This window comes from Marinobacter sp. UBA2688 (genome assembly GCF_002352785.1).
GTDB classification, from domain to species: Bacteria; Pseudomonadota; Gammaproteobacteria; order Pseudomonadales; family Oleiphilaceae; genus Marinobacter; species Marinobacter salarius.
Genome location: NZ_DELU01000031.1, coordinates 17122 through 36193 on the forward strand (window position 1 = coordinate 17122; position 19072 = coordinate 36193).

The 19072-nt window shown below is 56.2% G+C and carries 18 protein-coding genes; 8 read left to right on the forward strand and 10 right to left on the reverse strand.

Going from position 1 to position 19072, the window contains the following annotated elements; all coding sequences use genetic code 11:
• The first annotated feature begins 8 nt into the window (after positions 1 to 8).
• From pilV to B3M52_RS19225, 6 genes are all read left to right on the forward strand, one after another.
• Entirely contained in the window at positions 9 to 491 is a 483-nt protein-coding gene (pilV, locus tag B3M52_RS19200) for a type IV pilus modification protein PilV (protein ID WP_178380785.1), read from the forward strand.
• 2 nt (positions 492 to 493) lie between these two features.
• Positions 494 to 1621, forward strand: coding sequence for a PilW family protein (locus B3M52_RS19205; RefSeq protein WP_075195688.1), 1128 nt, complete (start codon positions 494 to 496; stop codon positions 1619 to 1621).
• Positions 1621 to 2136 carry a pilus assembly PilX family protein gene (locus B3M52_RS19210; protein WP_075195687.1) on the forward strand — a complete coding sequence of 172 codons (516 nt, stop codon included), beginning with the start codon at positions 1621 to 1623 and terminating at the stop codon, positions 2134 to 2136. The genes B3M52_RS19205 and B3M52_RS19210 overlap by 1 nt, the downstream gene beginning before the upstream one ends.
• A 74-nt stretch (positions 2137 to 2210) precedes the next feature.
• The gene (locus tag B3M52_RS19215) at positions 2211 to 5615 is read left to right on the forward strand and encodes a pilus assembly protein (protein ID WP_075195686.1); all 3405 of its coding nucleotides are present in this window, start codon (positions 2211 to 2213) and stop codon (positions 5613 to 5615) included.
• 59 nt (positions 5616 to 5674) lie between these two features.
• Positions 5675 to 6049 carry a hypothetical protein gene (locus B3M52_RS19220; RefSeq protein ID WP_075195685.1) on the forward strand — a complete coding sequence of 125 codons (375 nt, stop codon included), beginning with the start codon at positions 5675 to 5677 and terminating at the stop codon, positions 6047 to 6049.
• A 46-nt stretch (positions 6050 to 6095) separates the two neighbouring features.
• Entirely contained in the window at positions 6096 to 6503 is a 408-nt protein-coding gene (locus B3M52_RS19225; RefSeq protein ID WP_083637212.1) for a type IV pilin protein, read from the forward strand.
• Between the two features lie 30 nt (positions 6504 to 6533).
• Here B3M52_RS19225 and ispH read toward each other — a convergent pair whose 3' ends face one another.
• From ispH to murJ, 6 genes are all read right to left on the reverse strand, one after another.
• Complete coding sequence (gene ispH, locus B3M52_RS19230; RefSeq protein ID WP_041335403.1) at positions 6534 to 7484, reverse strand: 4-hydroxy-3-methylbut-2-enyl diphosphate reductase; 951 nt, start codon at positions 7482 to 7484, stop codon at positions 6534 to 6536.
• 59 nt (positions 7485 to 7543) lie between these two features.
• Complete coding sequence (gene fkpB, locus B3M52_RS19235; protein WP_075195683.1) at positions 7544 to 7996, reverse strand: FKBP-type peptidyl-prolyl cis-trans isomerase; 453 nt, start codon at positions 7994 to 7996, stop codon at positions 7544 to 7546.
• Positions 7996 to 8514 (reverse strand): signal peptidase II, encoded by a 519-nt coding sequence (gene lspA, locus B3M52_RS19240; protein ID WP_087148989.1) that lies wholly within the window; start codon positions 8512 to 8514, stop codon positions 7996 to 7998. The genes fkpB and lspA overlap by 1 nt, the downstream gene beginning before the upstream one ends.
• A 25-nt stretch (positions 8515 to 8539) precedes the next feature.
• Complete coding sequence (gene ileS / locus B3M52_RS19245) at positions 8540 to 11359, reverse strand: isoleucine--tRNA ligase (RefSeq protein ID WP_075195682.1); 2820 nt, start codon at positions 11357 to 11359, stop codon at positions 8540 to 8542.
• A 35-nt stretch (positions 11360 to 11394) separates the two neighbouring features.
• Entirely contained in the window at positions 11395 to 12366 is a 972-nt protein-coding gene (ribF, locus tag B3M52_RS19250; RefSeq protein WP_075195681.1) for a bifunctional riboflavin kinase/FAD synthetase, read from the reverse strand.
• A 65-nt stretch (positions 12367 to 12431) separates the two neighbouring features.
• Complete coding sequence (gene murJ, locus B3M52_RS19255) at positions 12432 to 14012, reverse strand: murein biosynthesis integral membrane protein MurJ (protein ID WP_075195680.1); 1581 nt, start codon at positions 14010 to 14012, stop codon at positions 12432 to 12434.
• Positions 14013 to 14298: 286 nt separating this feature from the next.
• Here murJ and rpsT point away from each other — a divergent pair, with 286 nt between their 5' ends.
• Positions 14299 to 14568 (forward strand): 30S ribosomal protein S20, encoded by a 270-nt coding sequence (gene rpsT / locus B3M52_RS19260; RefSeq protein ID WP_075195679.1) that lies wholly within the window; start codon positions 14299 to 14301, stop codon positions 14566 to 14568.
• Positions 14569 to 14643: 75 nt separating this feature from the next.
• Here rpsT and proB read toward each other — a convergent pair whose 3' ends face one another.
• The 4 genes from proB to rplU all read right to left on the reverse strand — a co-directional run bounded on the left by proB (position 14644) and on the right by rplU (position 17866).
• Positions 14644 to 15768 carry a glutamate 5-kinase gene (gene proB, locus B3M52_RS19265; protein ID WP_075195678.1) on the reverse strand — a complete coding sequence of 375 codons (1125 nt, stop codon included), beginning with the start codon at positions 15766 to 15768 and terminating at the stop codon, positions 14644 to 14646.
• Positions 15769 to 15932: 164 nt separating this feature from the next.
• The gene (gene cgtA, locus B3M52_RS19270) at positions 15933 to 17120 is read right to left on the reverse strand and encodes an Obg family GTPase CgtA (protein WP_075195677.1); all 1188 of its coding nucleotides are present in this window, start codon (positions 17118 to 17120) and stop codon (positions 15933 to 15935) included.
• A gap of 137 nt (positions 17121 to 17257) precedes the next feature.
• The gene (gene rpmA, locus B3M52_RS19275; RefSeq protein ID WP_007155544.1) at positions 17258 to 17518 is read right to left on the reverse strand and encodes a 50S ribosomal protein L27; all 261 of its coding nucleotides are present in this window, start codon (positions 17516 to 17518) and stop codon (positions 17258 to 17260) included.
• A gap of 36 nt (positions 17519 to 17554) precedes the next feature.
• Entirely contained in the window at positions 17555 to 17866 is a 312-nt protein-coding gene (gene rplU / locus B3M52_RS19280; protein ID WP_036203642.1) for a 50S ribosomal protein L21, read from the reverse strand.
• A gap of 231 nt (positions 17867 to 18097) precedes the next feature.
• Between rplU and ispB the strand changes: the two genes are divergently transcribed.
• Positions 18098 to 19066 (forward strand): octaprenyl diphosphate synthase, encoded by a 969-nt coding sequence (gene ispB / locus B3M52_RS19285; protein WP_286750027.1) that lies wholly within the window; start codon positions 18098 to 18100, stop codon positions 19064 to 19066.
• Positions 19067 to 19072 lie beyond the last annotated feature (6 nt).

A 19072-nucleotide genomic window follows, 5' to 3' on the forward strand; every position in this document is an offset into this window, starting at 1 on the left:
CTCCAACTATGACTCAGACATCTAAGCACCGCTCCGGCCTGGCTTCCCCGAGACACCAGTCCGGTCTTGGAATGATCGAGATCCTCATTACTGTCTTGGTCCTTGCCATCGGCATACTGGGCGTTGCTTCAACACAGGTCGTTTCCCTGCAAATGAACTCTCAGTCCCAGAGCCGGAGCCAGGCGGTCCTGCTCGCGGAAGACCTGCTGGACCGAATTCGTGCGAATTCCGACAATCCCGGTGACTATGCCCTGGCTCAGGACGACGCGCAGGGCGCTGATGGTGGTGGTTGCGCCACATCTTTCGTACCGGCAAATGCAACCGTTGCAGCCAACGACATTGCCGCCTGGGAAAACAGCCTCGCCTGCCTTCTTCCAGAGGCTGAGCGTACCGTTGCAGTCGATCCCTTAACCAACGTGGTTACAGTCACCATAGACTGGAACCAGAACGACCAGGCCATGAACCCTGTAGTAGTGAGGACTCAGATTTGATCATGTCAAAGTTCCGCGCTCCCTCTGCCCCCGATACTCGTCCTGGGGCCAGCCAATCAGGCCTGTCGCTGGTTGAGCTGCTGATTGCAACAGCTCTCGGCCTCATTCTTACGCTTGGAGTAATCCAAATTTATCTGAGCGGGAATGAGACCTATCGTCAGACGCAGGGCCTTGCCCACGCGCAGGAAAGCACCCGATTTGTTTCCGCCGTCCTGACACCGGATCTCCGTTCTGCCGGCAGTTTTGGCTGCCTTGCAGAAATGGGCAGACCACTTGACCAGGTTGTCGACAACCGCCTGAATGGCGGCCTGGCGGTACCACTGGATCAGGCACTCCAGGGCTGGGAGTACACGGGAACCGGCCCGGGAGATAGCGTCACGCTGGCAAACGCCATGGCAACGCCCGGCGCCGGTAACTGGGCCTCAGGAACCGCTGGTGCGAACCTGCCCGCCGATCTTGCGGGTTCCGTGATCACCAATTCCGATGTCATTATTGTCAATGCCCTGACTTCTATTGGTGTGCCGTTAAACCCCGCCGTTCCCCAGAATGGTAACAGTATTAACCTTGCTGACGACTCAGGAGTGGAGGCCGGATCCGTCGTTCTGGCCACCCGTGGCGATTGCTCTGAAGGCGAAATGTTTCAGAAGAGCAACAATGCCAATTCCAATTCCATCGTAATGGCTGGCGGCAATGTCAATCCGGGCAATAACGGTAATAACTTCAATCTGAATTACGACCCTCAAACCAGGGTCTATCAGTTTACGTCAATGGCCTATTACATCGGCCAGGGCACCAACGGAGAGCCTGCCTTATTCCGGCGCATGATGACACCGCTCCAGAACCCCCAGGAGCTGGTCTCCGGCGTTGAAACATTGCAGATCCTCTATGGCGAAGATACCGGTGGAACCAGCGCCGCGGATGATTATGTCCCCGCCGACGAGGTAGTCGACTGGAACACCATCGTGAGTGTTCGATTCTCGGTCATGACCCGCAGCCAGGACGAAGTGCTGGAAGAAGAAAATAATCGCAACTTTGACATGCTTGGCAGTGAAGTCTCCCAGGCAAACAACGGGGACCGACGTGTTCGGCTTATCTCCGTCAGCACCACTGCACTCAGGGGGAGAATGTAATGAAAGCGACCCGGAATCGAGTGAAGCCGCCTATGGTAGACGTTAGCCCTCATACTAAACGCCAGCGCGGAGCGACCTTGATCGTGGCCCTTGTCATGCTGCTGATCATTTCTCTGCTAGCCATCGGCGGCATGCAGGGATCCGTGATGCAGGAACGCATGGCGAGCAACGCTCACGACAGTGCGATTTCGTTTCAGGCTTCAGAAGCGACGTTACGACAGAGTGAAAACGATATTCTGAACACCCCAGGTACCCGTGTGACAGCCTTCAGCGAGGCAATGCTCGACAGCCCGTGGGATTGGGATGGCAACAACCCTGCCCGATCTGGCACCGGGGTCGCTGGTCCGGATGTAAGCGCACAACCTGCCTACCATCTCGCGCGTCTTGCGGATGTGTGCCCGATCGAACCCGGACAGCCCTGCTTCGAGCGCTACCTGGCAACGTCTCGGGCCCAAGGGGGAAGCGATGAAGCAGTCACAGTACTCCAATCTACGGTTTTGTTACCACCAGAGTAAATGACGGCGTGTGTTAAAAACCGTCGCCAGACAAACATCACAATGAATTGCTGACTCCAACTGGAGAGTTTGCCATGAAAACGTTCAAGACAGCATCACACAAGCGCTCGCGCTACTCGAAACTAAGCGTCTTCAGCACCAGCCTTGTGTTTTCAATCTGCACAATGCAATCCGCCATGGCACAGGTCAACCTGGCTCAGGTGCCACTGTTTCTGAAAGAATCTGTCGATTCAAACCTGGTGTTTGTCTATGACGATTCCGGATCCATGGCGTGGCGTTACATGCCCGATGACCTTGATGGGCATGGCGGCAACCGGTATTACTACTCCAGCCGTGTGAACAAGATCTACTACGACCCAACAATAACGTATCAGCCGCCATTCAAGCCAGACGGCAGTAGTCGTTATCCTGACTCGGATTATAACAACGCGTGGGTAAACGGGTTTGATCAATCCGATGGAAGGGATGATCTTCGTGACGATATACGTTTCGATAGTATCGGGAGCATCGAAGAAGGTTTCTACATGCAGTTCAACTCCTCCACGAGTTGCGACAGCAACCCCCGACAAAATGATTGTTACACCCCCGTTCTTCTCAATAATGCATCCGCCGAGATCAAGCAGAACTATGCGAACTGGTTTTCCTATTACAGCACGCGGACCCTGGCGGCCAAATCGGGGATCACGGAAGCCTTCTTTGATCTTCCAGACAATATCCGGGTTGGCTATGGCGCCATTAACGTCAACAACAACACCATTGATGGCGTAAACGACACAGATACCCTTGTCAGTGGAGTGCGCCCATACACAGCTGCTCGACGCCAGCAATTTCTAACCTGGCTTCACAACAAGAGTGTAAACGGCGGCACCCCACTGAGAACGGCACTCAGGGATGTCGGCAAGTACTATTCCCGTACTGACAATCGGGGCCCGTGGGGAGAAATTCCTGGCACCAATGACAGTACCGCACATATTGAATGCCGCCAAAGTTTCTCCCTTATTATGACCGATGGTATCTGGAACGGAAGCAGCCCCTCTGTCGGAAATGTCGACAATACGCCGGGACCGTCCTACACCAATCCGGACCCCGATGGCTCCGATTTCAACTACACAGCCGTGTCGCCATTTACCGACGGGCATTCCAACACTCTGGCGGATGTTGCGATGCAGTACTGGAAAAACGATCTGCGCACAGACCTCGGTAACAAGGTCCCCGTCACATCGACCGACCCGGCATTCTGGCAGCACATGACAACCTTCACGATCGGGCTAGGCGTCACAGGCGACATCAAGGAAGCCGATGCACTTGCTGCACTCGACCCGGACAACAACATCACCATCAACTGGCCCGAACCTGGCTCGAACCGAAGCCCTGCCAACATTGATGACCTGCTCCATGCGGCGATCAACGGTCGCGGTGGCTATGCCAGCGCGCAGAACCCGAAGGAGTTCGCCGACGAAATCAAGAGTTTCCTTGGTGATGTAATTGCTCGCTCACAGACATCTGCCTCATCCGCAGCTGTCAGTTCGGCAGTCTTGCGCGCTGACTCCCTGGGTTTCTTTGCGGGCTTCCGCAGTGAAGACTGGTCCGGCACTTTGTCAGGGTTCAGCTTCGACCAGGGCAAACAGCTCTGGGATGCCGAAGAAATTCTGCGACAGACGCTCCCGACAGACCGGAAATTGATCACCCACAATGGAAGTAGCGGCATTGATCTGGAATTCGCATCGGCCAGCTCTCTTTCTAACCTCTCGGCTGCTCAACGCGATGCGCTGAATGCCGACCCAACACTGAACGCCACTCAAGATAACCTTGGCCATAATCGACTGGCCTGGCTTCATGGCGACAATGACGCTCACGCAACTCTCCGAAGCAGGCAGGGCACTGACGCTGGAGGTAATACCGTCCTCCGGCTTCTGGGTGATGTCATCAACGCGAACCCGCAGTTCGTCGGTAAAACCAACTATGGGTTTGCACGCCTGGGTGGTACCGAAGGGAGCGAATACGGTTCATTCCGATCTACTAATACTTACCAAACCCGGATCGATGCACTGTATGTGCCTGCCAACGACGGCATACTGCACGCCTTCGATGGCGAAACCGGCAAAGAGCTCTTTGGCTACATTCCATCAGAACTGCTGCTCCCCTCGGGCTCAAATACATATGCCCGCATTTCAGAGCTGATGAAGCCCAACTACACCCACCGATACTTCATGGATGGCACACCACGAGTACAGGATGCCTATATTGATAAGGACGGAAACGGTTCCGAGTGGCGAACTGTGCTTCTGGGAACTATGGGCAAAGGTGGCAAAACAGTATTTGCGCTTGATATAACCGAGCCAGGCTCATTCTCTCCAGCAGATGATGTGCTGTGGGAGTTCCAACATCCGAATCTCGGATACGGAGTGACCGATCCGCAGATTTCCCGCCTCGACGATGGAACCTGGGTAGCCATTTTTGGAAATGGCTACAACGGGGCCAGCGGTCAATCCAGTCTGTTTGTTGTTGACCTGGAAACCGGCAATCTCGTCAAAGAACTCCAAACCGGAGCCGGTAGCGCTGCGAACTCAAACGGCCTTGCCTCCGCTACCATCACCAGTTTTCCGGAAACAGATGCCATCACCCGTTATGCCTACGCTGGCGATCTGTTAGGCAATTTTTGGCGATTCGACCTTACTGGAAACACTAACAAGTGGGACGCAACCAAAGTATTCACCGCCGAAAGCCCTGACGGTAATAGTCAACCGATCACTGTGGCTCCCCGGGTCGCGCTCAACCCCAATAACAGTGACGAACTCGTAGCAGCGTTCGGTACCGGTAGCTTCCTGCGAAACGGCGACGAAGGTGACTACGATGTCCAGACACTGTACGCCGTAAAAGACGATCTGACCGCGTCAGGGCTGGAACGAGATGACCTGGTGCAACAGACCATCACCAGACAGGAAGATGTCGTTGTGAATAGGGCGTCAGGGAACGGTACCAACAGCTTTACGGTCCGGGAAACCTCCAGCAACCAGTCGACAAATCAGCAAGGCTGGTACCTGGACCTTGCCTACAACTCAAACAAACAGGGAGAGCGAGTTATCAGCCGGGCAACCTTCCCGTTTGGTGTAAACCCGGATCGGGTTCGATTCACTACCGTCATCCCTGATGATGACCCCTGCGGAAGCGGGCGTACCGGGTTTATTATGGATCTTAAACTGACAACCGGCGTTCCTTCTGAGACCCCCGTGTTCGACCTTAACAGCGATGGCACCTTCAACGCGGGTGATATCGTAGGCGGCTATGCGCCAAGCGGCATCCAGGTGGGTTACGGCGGTGAAAACCGTACGATTGCGACCGAAGACGGCGACGCAGAAGTAGTGATACCGGGCCTGGATCCCAACCAGTTGTCACCGGGAGATCCATGCGAGGATGGACTCTGTGCCCGTTCCCTGGACTCAAGCATCGGCCGACAAACGTGGGAGCAGCTTCGCTAAGAAGCTGCCTTGGCCGATCACGAGCTAACTATCTTTTATTTGAGTAGCAGGAAAATACTATGATTACTCGCTTACTACTGAATCAACCACGCAGAGCTCTTGCCGTAGCCCTAATCGCATTGGCGGCAACAATGACAAGCGGCATGGCATTCGCCCAGGCGGACGATGAAGTCATGGAGGGCAATCCGATATCCCTCGAGAACGTTGTTTTTGAGGGAACCGTGAACTTTGTCCACCCCGATTCGTTCATGCTGGTCATTGACGACTATTCTTTCGTACTTGAGCGCGTCATCACGTTCAACGGTGGCACCTGGTCACGGGAACAGGTCGTCCAACGGCTCGCACAGGGTGATCGTCTTAAGCTGGAACTCGGAGGGATAGCGGACCAGAGATCTGGCGCTCGACTGGTGCAAAAAATTGAAGTTCTGAACTGACCATGCGGGAATGGCGACCACTAGTAAACTAAGAGGGATAACGATTTTGAAGACTCACTCGAACTCAGGTTTTACGTTGATCGAGATGATGATTGCGGTCGCGATCATTGCCATCATCGCAGCAATAGCGCTTCCTCTTTATCAGAGCCAGATGGAGCAAACCCGACGAACAACTGCGCAGGCAGACCTGCTAGAACTCACCCAATGGATGGAGCGTCGATACTCCAACGGTTTTGATTATCGCGATGGGGGTAATAATCCTGTTTTGCCATTCGATCAGTCGCCGCAGAACGGAGACGCGTTCTACGATATCAGCTTTGTGGGGAACGTAGCCCGGAATGCGTTTACCTTGCAGGCAGTTCCAACCGGACCTCAGACAGACGATGATTGTGGAACTCTTACGCTGGATGAACAGGGTAATCGCGGCGCAGACCAGGCAGCAGGGTGCTGGTAAACGAATATGACACGAACGATGCCATCACAATCAGACTTCGATGGCATCGATTCGCAATTCTTTAGGCATCGAGAAAACGATATTCTCCTCCCTGCCCTCAATCTCTTCGGGCACCTCGCCGCCAAGTTCCCTTAAACGCGCAATTACCTCATTGACCAGTATTTCCGGGGCAGACGCGCCAGCAGTCACGCCAATGGATTGCTTGCCCTCGAGCCACGTCGGATCTATTTGATTTGATTGGTCTATAAGATAGGCAGGCGTTCCCATGCGCTCTGCCAACTCCCGCAATCGATTGGAATTGGAACTGTTCGGCGAACCCACTACCAGCATTAGGTCACAGTCACCGGCCAACTGCTTCACAGCATCCTGACGGTTCTGCGTGGCGTAGCAGATATCGTTTTTGCGAGGGCCCTGAATGTCCGGGAACTTTTCACGCAAGGCATCGATGACTCGGGCGGTGTCGTCCATGGAAAGCGTGGTTTGAGTTACATAAGACAGCCTGGACGGATCTTTCACGACCAGTTCGGCAACGTCTTTCTCGTCTTCCACAAGATAGATATCGCCACCGTTGCCATGGTCATACTGCCCCATGGTGCCTTCCACCTCTGGATGACCATGGTGGCCAATGAGGATGCATTCACGCCCATCGCGACTGTACTTCATCACCTCGAGGTGAACCTTGGTTACCAGAGGACAGGTTGCGTCGAACACCTTCAACCCCCTGCGCGCGGCTTCATTCTGCACCGCCTGGGACACACCGTGGGCACTGAAGATCACCAGCTTGTCGTCCGGCACCTCTTCCAGCTCATCCACAAAGATAGCGCCGCGGTTGCGCAGGTTGTCCACCACAAATTTGTTATGCACCACTTCATGGCGCACGTAAATGGGCGCACCAAAGACATCCAGGGCACGGTTCACTATTTCGATAGCGCGGTCGACACCGGCACAGAAACCACGAGGATTAGCGAGTCGGATTTGCATAGAATTGCCCTGAGATATCAAACAAGTTTGCAGAAGCCTGCGGGAGGACCAAAATGCGTTTAGTGGGCCCGACCAACAGGCTCCACATCAATAATTTCCACTTCAAATGTCAGTGTACGCCCCGCCAGAGGGTGATTAAAGTCCACCTCGACCTGATCTCCTTCCACACGACTAACGACGCCCGGCAACTCACTCTGACGCGCATCCGCGAATGAGATCATAACCCCCTTTTCAAGCACCATGTCCGCGCTGAACTCACTCCGCTTGAACGTTTGCACGTTACTCGGATTATGCTGCCCAAAGGCCTTTTCAGGAGGTACTTCGAAGCTATTGCGGTCGCCCGCCGTCATACCCATCAGGTAGGCCTCAAAATTTTCCGGCAGGCTCTCGTCACCAATCTCCAGTGTTGCCGGTTCTTTCTCGAAAGTGGAATCAATGATCTCACCGTCACTGAACTTCAACGCAAAATGAAGCGTAACGCGAGTGCCCTGATCTACGGGAAGTTCTTTCATCAGCGATTGTCGCTCCTGTTGTCCGCATCCGGTTCCCGGGGCTTGCGGAATATATCCAGAATCATCATACCGGCACCAATGGTGATGGCCGTATCGGCGATGTTAAAAGCGGGGAAATGGTAGCCGTTCCAGTAAAAATGCAGGAAGTCGACCACGTAGCCATGAACAACACGGTCGTAAACGTTACCCAGAGCGCCGCCAAGGATTAATACGATGGCAATCGCCGACCAGGTTTCATGGCGCCGCAGGGATTTCAGCCATACAACCAGAACTACACTGACCACCAGTGCCAGGGAGACAAAAAACCAGCGTTGCCAACCTGCGGCACCGGCCAGAAAGCTAAACGCCGCACCGGTGTTGTGCAGCAAGGTCAGATTGAACAGTGGCATTACCGGTACCGGGTTGCCATAGGTCAGCATGGCCGTAGCCATGGCCTTGCTCCCAAGGTCCAGCACGATAACGAGCACCGCCAGCCAGAGCCAGCGGAGCTTGGAGCCGGTTTCTTCCGTATTGGTCATTACGCTTTCCACAAGGTGACGTCCATCAGGCGAACGAGCGGGACTCGCCCTGCCCTTCCACGTTGGTCACACAACGACCACACAGGTCGCCATACTGCTCACTCTGACCGACATCGGCCCGATGATGCCAGCAGCGTTCACACTTGGCGTGTCCGGCGGGGTTTACTTTTACAAGCAATCCCTCGTGGGACGTCGGCTCCGCGTCGCCGGCGTCAGACACCGGTGCTACCGTGGCTTCCGAAGTAATCAGCACAAAGCGTAACTCTTCACCAAGGTACTGCAGATCCTTGGCAAGGTCGCCTTCGCAGTAGAGAGTCACTTCCGCACTGAGGGAACCTTTGATTTCTCCCCTGCCACGAACCTCTTCCAGGCACTTATTCACCGCTTCTTTAACGCTGTAAATACGGCTCCAGTAATCACGGCCCAGTTCGGCGTCGTCCGGCAGTGCTGTCAGGCCTTCATACCAGGTTTCGTAGAACACGGTATCGCCACGCTTCCCGGGCAGGTGCTGCCAGATTTCATCGGCCGTGAAACTCAGGATCGGCGCAATCCAACGCACCAGCGCTTCTGCCACATGGAACAGGGCCGTCTGACAGGAGCGACGCTCGCGGCTGTCGGCCTGAGTGGTGTATTGCCGGTCCTTGATAATATCCAGATAGAACCCGCCCAGGGTGGCCTCGCAGAAGTTGTACACCTTCTGGTAGATGCGCAGGAACGCGTAATTCTGGTAATCCTCATGCAGCTCCGTCTGCAGCTGCAGGGCCTTGTCGACCATCCAGCGGTCCAGCGCGATCATATCCTCTGGCGCAACGGCATGCTGCTCCGGATCGAAACCCGTGAGGTTGCTGAGCAGGAAACGGGCGGTATTCCGGATACGACGATAACCGTCCGCAGTCTGTTTGAGGATGTCCTTGGAAACCGTCATTTCACCGCTGTAGTCGGTCGCGGACACCCATAGACGCAGGATATCGGCACCCAGCTCGTTCATCACTTCCTGGGGCGCGATCACGTTGCCCAGGGACTTGGACATCTTGCGGCCCTTACCATCGACAGTGAAGCCATGGGTCAGCACCTGCTTATACGGCGCCACGCCGTTCATCGCGATGGAGGTTTTCAGGGACGACTGGAACCAGCCACGGTGCTGGTCTGAACCTTCCAGATACATATCTGCCGGGAACTGACCCAGTTCGGTGCGGGGACGCAGCACGGATTCGTGGGTTACTCCGGAATCAAACCATACGTCCAGGGTATCCAACACCTTTTCATACTGGTCGGCATCACTGCCCAGCAGCTCAGTGGTATCGATGTCGTACCAGGCGTCAATACCGCCCTTTTCGATTTCCTTCGCTGCCGCCTCAATCAGATTCTGGGTATCCGGATGCAGTTCCTGCGTTTCCTTGTGGATAAACAATGTGATCGGCACGCCCCAGGTACGCTGGCGCGAGATACACCAGTCCGGGGATTGCCTGAACATGGCCTCGATGCGGTTCTGCCCCCAGGCAGGCACCCAGCGCACACCCTTGATGGCTTCCAGGGCGTCGTCACGGAGGTTTTCCTTCTCCATGCTGATAAACCACTGAGGGGTGGCTCGGTAGATCAACGGTGTCTTGGTACGCCAGCAATGGGGGTAGCTGTGGCTGAACTTCTCCGCCCGGACCAACTTGCCCTCGCGTTCCAGAGCTGAACACACCGGGTCATCCGCCTTGTAGACGTGAACGCCAGCAAACTCACCGGCGGCCTGGGTATAGGTGCCATCGGCCTTGACCAGGCTGATGGTATCAATGCCGTAGGCCTTCCCCACTTCAAAGTCTTCCATGCCATGATCGGGGGCCGTGTGGACGGCGCCGGTACCAGCGTCGGTGGACACATGGTCGCCCAGGACCAGCGGCACCTGCTTGTCATACACCGGATGATGCAGATCCAGTTTTTCCAGCGTGGCGCCTGGCACAGTCGCCAGTACCTCATAGTTCTCAACACCCCAACGCGACATGATGCCATCCACCATGTCCGCGGCGAGGATCATACGCTCCCGTCCATGTCCGGCATCGGTCTGTACCAGGGCATATTCCAGCTCAGCGTGCAGTGAAACAGCTTGGTTGGCGGGAATGGTCCAGGGTGTCGTCGTCCAGATAACAACCGACACATCACCCTCGCCCTTGTCGGTACCAAACAGGTCGAGCACGCGCGCCTGGTCTACGACCGTGAACCGCACATCGATCTGTACTGACGTCTTGTCCTGGTACTCAACTTCGGCTTCCGCCAGTGCAGACTGACCGACCACGCTCCAGTACACCGGCTTGAACCCGCGCACCAGATGGCCTTTGGCGACTATTTTGCCCAAAGCACGCACAATGCCCGCCTCGACCTTCGGGTCCATGGTCAGGTACGGCTTTTCCCATTCACCCATCACCCCAAGGCGGATGAAATCGGCCTTCTGGCCGGCGATCTGTTTGGTAGCGTAATCACGACAGGCCTGACGGAAGGTCTTGTAATCCACCTTCACACCCGCCTTGCCAATCTCCTGCTCCACCTTGTGCTCAATTGGTAAGCCATGGCAGTCCCAGCCCGGCACATAAGGCGCGTCGTAACCCATGAAGCTGCGGGATTTGACGATCATATCCTTGAGGATTTTATTGACCGCATGACCGATATGAATGCTGCCATTGGCGTAGGGAGGGCCATCATGGAGGATGAACTTATCCCGCCCCTCACGCTGCTTGCGCAGGTTGCCGTATACGTCCAGGTCCTGCCAGCGCTGGAGCATGTCCGGCTCGCGCTTGGCCAGGTTACCGCGCATGGGAAAGGCGGTTTCAGGCAGATTCAGAGTGTGCTTGTAGTCGCTCATGGTAATGGTGCGTAGCTCAGGTTGTTAAATGTCGGTCAACGTTCGGTGGCTGAGGAGCCATGGCCTGCAATCCAAGCCCGCGCATCGTCAAAGTCACGGGCAATCTGCTCCTTGAGGTCATCCACCGAGTCGAATTTCACCTCGTCCCGCAGGGCATGGCGGAAAACCACATCAAGACGCTGGCCATAAAGTGTGCCAGCAAAGTCAAACAGGTGCACTTCCAGGGACGGCTGCTTACCATCCACTGTGGGGCGCAGACCAATGTTGGCTACGCCGTCCAGAACACGGCCATCCTCAAGGGTTGCGCTTACCACATAGACCCCTTTCAGCGCCGGCATATGAGGTAACAGAATGTTCGCCGTGGGCGCGCCAATCTGCCGCCCCAACTGGCGGCCATAAACGATTCGCCCTCGGATGCGGTAAGGATGGCCCAGTAAATCCTCGGCGTCGTTGATCCGGTTCTCTGAAAGCACACCTCGAATTCGGGTACTGCTGACACGCTCGCCGTGCACCGTCACGGTACGGGTATTCTCCACCGTGAAGCCGCGTTGCTCACCCACTGCCCGCAACAGCGAAAAATCGCCGGCCCTGTCGCAACCGAAACGGAAATCGTCCCCTACCACGAGATGGCGAACTCCGAGGCCATCTATCAAAACGTCTTCAATAAAGCCCATACCAGAGTAACTCCGGAACCGCTCGTTAAAACGCAGGCACAGGACAACGTCGATGCCAGACGCCAGCAGCAATTCAAATTTCTGCCGGAACGGCATCAACCGTGGGGGTGCGTCACGGCCCTGGAAGAACTCACGGGGTTGGGGCTCAAACACCATCACCACGGAAGGCACGCCGAGCTCCAGTGCTTTTTCATGAACCTGGTCGATGATGGTCTGGTGCCCAAGATGCACCCCATCGAAATTCCCGATGGTGGCAACGCACCCGTTCGCGAGCGGAGCTTCGTCCTGCTGCGAAAGGCTTTTCAGGTTGGTCAGGCCCCGGATCAGACGCATGTAAAGCGAACCCTTGTTTGCCAGCGGTGTATGGTTTCACTGGTGAGAAAACGCGCGATTATAACCTACCTGTGGCGAAAATGTCTTACCCGAACCCCAGCCAATGCCAACACAATAAAGTACACCGCGACGCCCGAGACTACGAGAATACCCATATCCGTGGCCCGCTGGAGACCGCCTGCCATCAGCCACTGACCCACTGGCGGCTGTAGCCAGAGGATGACCGCAGCCAGGGCCGCATTGGCTAGTCCGATCTGAACCAGGAAGCGGGCCCACCCCGGCTGCCATTTCCAGGCGCCTTCACGGATAAGGCCACGCCACAGGAGCGCCGTGTTCAACCACGCAGACAGCGAAGTTGCCAACGCCAGCCCCGCATGCGCCAAGGGGAAAATCAGCGCCAGGTTAAATACCATATTGGCCACCATCGCGATAATGCCGATTTTAACCGGCGTTTTGGTGTCTTGCCGTGCGAAATACCCCGGCGCCAGCACCTTGATCAACATGAAGGCCAGCAATCCGGCGGAGTATGCTCGCAGGCTTTGGGCCGCCATGGTGACGTCGCGATCGGTAACTTCTCCGTAGTGGAACAGAGTCGCAATCAGTGGCTCAGCCAGAAGAGCGAGGGCCAACGCGGCAGGCAAACCTATAAGCAGCACCGCCCGCACAGCCCAGTCCAGCGTTGCGGCAAACTGGTCTGCCGATTCCGCTGCGTGTTTGCGAGACAGACTGGGAAGAATCACCGTGGCAATAGCGATACCGAATACACCCAGGGGCAACTCCGACAGGCGATCCGAGTAGTAAAGCCAGGACACACTGCCGGTCTGCAGAAACGACGCAAGAACCGTGTCCAGAAGCAGATTGATCTGGCTGACAGAAACCCCGAACAACGCCGGCACCATCAGCTTCATGATGCGACTGACCCCTTCGTGCCTGTAATCCACTTTTGGCCGCGGCATCAACCCTAACTGCATCAGGAAGGGTAACTGAAAGAACAGCTGCAACGCCCCGGCGATAAATACCCCCCAAGCCAAAGCGATGACAGGCGTTTCCATCAGGGGCGAGAGAAATATGGCCGCGCTGATCATCGCCAGATTGAGCAACACTGGCGTAAACGCGGGAACGGCAAAACGGTCGTAGCTATTGAGAATACTACCCGCAAACGCCGTCAGGGAGACCAGCAGCAAATACGGGAAGGTAATCCGCAGCATATCGCTGGCCAGGCCGAACTTGAGGTCGTCATCCAGAAAACCTGGCGCAAACACTGCGGTCAGAAGCGGCGCCCCCAGCATGGCAACTGCCGTCACGCCCAACAGAACCAACCCAAGGACGCCTGCGACCGCGTTAACCAAACGCCGGACTTCGGTGATGGACTCCTGCTGCCGATACGAGGAAAGCACCGGCACGAAGGCCTGAGCGAACGCACCCTCGGCAAACAGGCGGCGGAGAAAATTAGGGATTTTGAAGGCGACGAAAAACGCGTCGGCGCCCGCCCCGGCACCAAAATAACGCGCAATCACCATATCCCTTACCAAACCGAGGACCCGTGACAGCATCGTCATTGAGCCAACGACTCCAGATGACCTCAACAGCCCTGGTGGTTTGGGCAACGCCTTTGGTGTTTCTGTCTGCTCAGGTTCGGACGACATTCTAGGCCTGGACAATGGTTCGGTAGTTTCTGGATGTACCCGGGATGTAGCAGGCCATATTTCGGTAATTCCTTAGGGCCTTAACGGGACTCTCCGGCGATGAGCGGCGAGTTTACCACAGGGGCCGGAGATACCGGGATGAAATAGCGTTGAGCCTTGACATTTTGGGGCTTTGGCGGCATAGTTCCGCGTCATTTATTTCGACGCGCTGGTTTTGGCGCGCCCGCGATTTTTACGAATCGATTCACAACGAATTTCGGATTTCACAGATCTCAGGAGTTATACGGTGGCAAATACCCCGCAAGCCAAGAAGCGCGCACGTCAGAACGAGAAGAACCGCAAGCACAATGCCAGCCTGCGTTCCATGGCGCGCACTTACATCAAGAAGGTCCAGGCCAGCATTGAGGCCGGCAAGCCAGAAGAAGCACAAGCTGCTCTCCAGAAGGCTCAGCCGATTATGGACAGCATGGTCAACAAAGGCGTGTTCGCCAAGAACAAGATTGCTCGCCAGAAGAGCCGTCTGAGCGCCCGCATCAAGGCTCTGAAGAGCGCGTAACGCTTCTTCGGAACCTGAATGAAAAAACCGGCCTGATGGGCCGGTTTTTTTGTGCCTGCCGATTATCTTACCCGCCTACACAATCACCATGTTGTCGCGATGGACCATTTCTTCGTCAGAGATGTAACCCAGAACCTCTGTTATACGGTTGCTGGAGCGGCCAGCGATGGCTCTGGCTTCGTCAGCATCGTAATTGACCAGGCCGCGGGCGATTTCTTTGCCGCTTTCGTCGACGCAGGAGACCATTTCACCCCGACGGAACTGACCGGAAACGCTTTTTACGCCAACCGGTAAAAGACTGCGACCACCGCGGCAGAGGACGTTGACCGCGCCCTGATCAAGGGTGAGCTTGCCGCGGGTCTGGAGATGGCTGGCGAGCCACTGCTTGCGGGCGGCGATTCGACCCTGTTCGGGGAGCAGCAGGGTGCCGATGCTGTCGCCGTCGCGCAGGCGAGAGATGGCTTTTTCGATTCTGCCGCCGACGATGACGGTGAAGGCGCCGGATCGGGCAGCCAGGCGGGCGGCACGGACCTTTGTTTGCATTCCGCCGCGGCCCAGCACGCCAGCACCACCACCCGCCATGGCATCGAGCTCGGTGTCGCTGGCGCGCCGTTCGTCGACCAGCTGGGCATCGGGATTTTTGCGGGGGTCTTTGTCGAACAGGCCGAGCTGGTCGGTGAGGATGATCAATCCGTCGGCTTCGATCAGGTTGGCCACCAGCGCGCCCAAGGTGTCGTTGTCGCCAAAACGGATTTCGTCGGTGACAACGGTGTCGTTTTCGTTAACGATGGGCACCACGCCGAAATCGAGCAGCGCTCTCAAGGTGCTACGGGCATTGAGGTAGCGCTTGCGATCAGAAAGGTCATCGTGGGTCAGCAGGACTTGTGCGGTGTGCAAATCATGTCGTTTGAACTGGGCTTCCCAGGTCTGCACCAGCCCCATCTGACCAACGGCGGCTGCAGCCTGAAGTTCATGCAGTTGCTCAGGGCGAACTGTCCAACCCAGCCGGCTCATGCCTTCAGCCACAGAACCCGACGACACCACCACCACTTCAACGCCAGCAGTGACCAGCTCTGCAATCTGGTCCACCCACAACCCGAGAGCAGCAACATCCAGACCTCTGCCATCGTTGGTTAGCAAGGCGCTTCCGATTTTTATTACCAGGCGACGGGCATGACGTAATTGGGTGCGTGTACTCATTACATTCCAGCTCAGGGAGCGGACAGGCGGGGGCCTTGCTGGCGGATACGCGGTGAATACGTCCATGTACGCTCGACAAAAACATCCATGTTTTTGTCGATCCACCAGCAAGGCCCCCGCCTGTCCGACAATACTTTGGCAGTTAACTCTGACGACATAACCCGCTACTCAGGCGCGTAGACCACTTCTACATCGTAATCATCGTCATCGAAGTCGTCGTCATCCTGACGGGCTTCGCGGCGGATCTGCCGCTCGGCTTCAATTCTCGCTCGCGCCTCTTCGTCCATTTTCCGGCGGCGCGCAGCTTCGCGCTCGGCAAACTCGGGGTTCTCCGCTTCTTCCTGGGCCTGATCTTCTATCCAGCGCATGACAGCTTGAGTCAACGGCTTGGTGCCTTCGCCGCTGAGTGCGGAGATGCTGAATACAGGACCTTTCCAGTCAAGTTCATCGATGATGGCCCGACAGTGCGCCTCACGGTCTTCTTCAGAGACCATATCTACTTTGTTCAGAACCAGCCAACGCTCGCGACTGGCGAGGGTTTCGCTGAACTTTTCCAGCTCGTGCTCAATGGCACGTACGCTTTCCACTGGCGAAGAACCGTCGTAAGGCGCCACGTCCACGAGATGCAGCAGCAAGCGTGTGCGCACCAGGTGCTTGAGGAAACGGATTCCCAGCCCTGCGCCTTCCGCCGCACCTTCAATCAAGCCCGGAATGTCAGCAATGACGAAGCTCTGATGGGCCTGCACGCTGACCACGCCGAGGTTGGGCACCAGGGTGGTGAACGGGTAGTCCGCCACTTTCGGGCGGGCGGCTGATACGGAACGGATAAAGGTGGACTTGCCGGCATTGGGCATGCCCAGCAGACCGACATCCGCCAGCACTTTCAGCTCCAGCCTCAGATTGCGAAGTTCGCCCTCGGAGCCTTTTGTGGTCTGGCGCGGAGCGCGGTTGACAGAGGATTTGAAACGGGTATTACCCAGCCCATGAAAACCGGCCTGAGCCACTTTCAAGCGCTCACCGGCACGGGTCAGGTCCCCCAACACTTCGTGGGTATCCATATCCACAACGGTGGTGCCTACCGGCACCGGCAACACAAGGTCGTCGCCCTTGATGCCAGTGCAGTTGCGGCCGGAGCCTGGCTGACCATTCTCGGCTTTGTGTTTACGCTGGAACCGGTAATCGATCAGTGTATTGAGCGCACTGTCGGCCTCCAGGTATACAGAGCCGCCGTCGCCACCGTCACCGCCATCGGGTCCGCCTTTGGGCACGTATTTTTCACGACGGAAACTCAGGCAACCGTGGCCGCCCTTGCCCGCTTCTACAATGATGGTGGCTTCGTCTACGAACTTCATCAATCAACCCTTTGCGCCCTGCGCATAAACTAAAAAGCCCCGCAGCCTCATGGAAGCTATGCGGGGCTCCAGGTGACCCTGATATCAAATCATATCAGGGCCACCGAAGGTTCGACAGAACCCGAGATCGCCGCTGCTTACGCAGCCGGAACGATGCTCACGAACTTACGGTTCTCCGGACCCTTTACCTCAAACACGACCTGTCCGTTTGCAGTTGCAAACAGCGTGTGGTCCTTGCCAAGGCCAACGTTGTGACCCGGGTGGAAACGGGTGCCGCGCTGACGAACGATGATGCTGCCCGCGGATACAGTCTCGCCGCCGAAGCGCTTCACACCAAGTCGTTTCGACTCGGAATCGCGACCGTTACGGGTACTACCTGCTGCCTTTTTATGAGCCATTACAAGCCTCCTTATCTAAGGGGTTACTCGAGGGTCTTAGCCCTGGATACCCGTGATCTTGACTTCAGTAAACCACTGACGGTGGCCCTGACGCTTCATGGAATGCTTCCGACGACGGAACTTGATGATCTGGATCTTGTCGTGACGGCCGTGGCTAACCACTTCCGCAGTCACTTTGGCACCATCAACAACCGGTGCACCAACCTGAACTTTTTCACCATCAGCGATCAGCAGAACGCGGTCAAACTCGACGTTGCCGCCTGTTTCCACTTCCAGCTTTTCCAGCTTCAGAGTTTCGCCTTCTTTTACACGGTGCTGTTTACCACCGCTAACAATAACTGCGTACATTAACGTTCTCCGCGATTGACCCATCCCTGCTCTTATCCACCTGGTTCTAAGGGAAGCGCTTCGGCAACCCTATAGCAGGGAGCGCAGGTTGGGATGAGTTGGGCGCGTGATTGTACGAAAACCGCCACCGCTTTACAAGCCAAGTTGACACCGATCACTGCAATACCTAGCATTGCGGCACCCGCCTATTTTTTCCAACGAAAACACCAGACAAGGGATCGGACCAGCCGAATGACAGCCCAGCGTATTTACGACACCGTCGCGGACGACTTCAGCCGCGTCAACGATCTGATCATCAAACGGCTTTCATCTGACGTTCCCCTGGTCGAAAAAATCGCCCAGTACATAATCGAAAGCGGCGGTAAGCGCCTGAGACCATTGCTGGCATTACTTTCAAGCCGCGCGCTGGGCTATGAAAGGGACGATCACCTGAAGCTGGCCGCGGTCATCGAATTCCTGCACACCGCGACGCTCCTGCACGATGATGTGGTGGACACCTCAGACATGCGCCGCGGCCGCAGCACCGCCAATGCCCGCTGGGGCAACGCACCCAGCGTACTGGTAGGTGATTTCCTCTACGCCCGGGCCTTCGAGATGATGGTGGAGCTCCAAAACCTGAAAATCATGGACGTGCTTTCTCACGCCACGGCCGTGATTGCCGAAGGGGAAGTCCTTCAATTGATGAACGTTAAGAACCCGGACGTTAGCGAAGACAAGTACATGGAAGTGATTCACAACAAAACCGCCATGCTGTTCGAAGCAGCGTCCCACACCGGCGCGCTGTTGGCAGGCGCAGAGGAAGATCAGGAGCAGGCAATGAGCGCCTATGGCAAACACCTGGGCCTGGCGTTCCAACTGGTGGACGACGTACTGGATTATCGAGGTGATGCAGAAGCCATGGGCAAGAATGTTGGCGACGACCTGGCCGAGGGCAAACCCACCCTGCCACTGATTTACGCCATGGCCAACGGCAGTAATGATGAGAAGCAGCTCATACGGCAGGCTGTCCGCAAAGGTGGACTGGAGGACCTACCCAGTATCCTCGACATCGTAAACCGTTCGGGCGCTCTGGAATACACCATGGAACGCGCGAAAGCAGAAGCCCAGGCAGCCCTCGACTGTCTGAAAGACATTCCCGAATCTGACCACCGGAATGCGCTTGCGCTACTGACCGAAGTTGCGGTCGCGCGGGTCAGCTAATCATCC

Excerpts from the sequence above, each read along its gene's own strand:
- pilV (WP_178380785.1), top strand. The coding sequence starts at position 9 with ATGACTCAGACATCTAAGCACCGCTCCGGCCTGGCTTCCCCGAGACAC.
- B3M52_RS19205 (WP_075195688.1), top strand. The coding sequence starts at position 494 with ATGTCAAAGTTCCGCGCTCCCTCTGCCCCCGATACTCGTCCTGGGGCC.
- B3M52_RS19210 (WP_075195687.1), top strand. The coding sequence starts at position 1,621 with ATGAAAGCGACCCGGAATCGAGTGAAGCCGCCTATGGTAGACGTTAGC.
- B3M52_RS19215 (WP_075195686.1), top strand. The coding sequence starts at position 2,211 with ATGAAAACGTTCAAGACAGCATCACACAAGCGCTCGCGCTACTCGAAA.
- B3M52_RS19220 (WP_075195685.1), top strand. The coding sequence starts at position 5,675 with ATGATTACTCGCTTACTACTGAATCAACCACGCAGAGCTCTTGCCGTA.
- ispH (WP_041335403.1), bottom strand. The coding sequence starts at position 7,484 with ATGCAAATCCGACTCGCTAATCCTCGTGGTTTCTGTGCCGGTGTCGAC.
- fkpB (WP_075195683.1), bottom strand. The coding sequence starts at position 7,996 with ATGAAAGAACTTCCCGTAGATCAGGGCACTCGCGTTACGCTTCATTTT.
- lspA (WP_087148989.1), bottom strand. The coding sequence starts at position 8,514 with ATGACCAATACGGAAGAAACCGGCTCCAAGCTCCGCTGGCTCTGGCTG.
- ileS (WP_075195682.1), bottom strand. The coding sequence starts at position 11,359 with ATGAGCGACTACAAGCACACTCTGAATCTGCCTGAAACCGCCTTTCCC.
- ribF (WP_075195681.1), bottom strand. The coding sequence starts at position 12,366 with ATGCGTCTGATCCGGGGCCTGACCAACCTGAAAAGCCTTTCGCAGCAG.
- murJ (WP_075195680.1), bottom strand. The coding sequence starts at position 14,012 with ATGTCGTCCGAACCTGAGCAGACAGAAACACCAAAGGCGTTGCCCAAA.
- proB (WP_075195678.1), bottom strand. The coding sequence starts at position 15,768 with ATGAGTACACGCACCCAATTACGTCATGCCCGTCGCCTGGTAATAAAA.
- cgtA (WP_075195677.1), bottom strand. The coding sequence starts at position 17,120 with ATGAAGTTCGTAGACGAAGCCACCATCATTGTAGAAGCGGGCAAGGGC.
- rpmA (WP_007155544.1), bottom strand. The coding sequence starts at position 17,518 with ATGGCTCATAAAAAGGCAGCAGGTAGTACCCGTAACGGTCGCGATTCC.
- rplU (WP_036203642.1), bottom strand. The coding sequence starts at position 17,866 with ATGTACGCAGTTATTGTTAGCGGTGGTAAACAGCACCGTGTAAAAGAA.
- ispB (WP_286750027.1), top strand. The coding sequence starts at position 18,098 with ATGACAGCCCAGCGTATTTACGACACCGTCGCGGACGACTTCAGCCGC.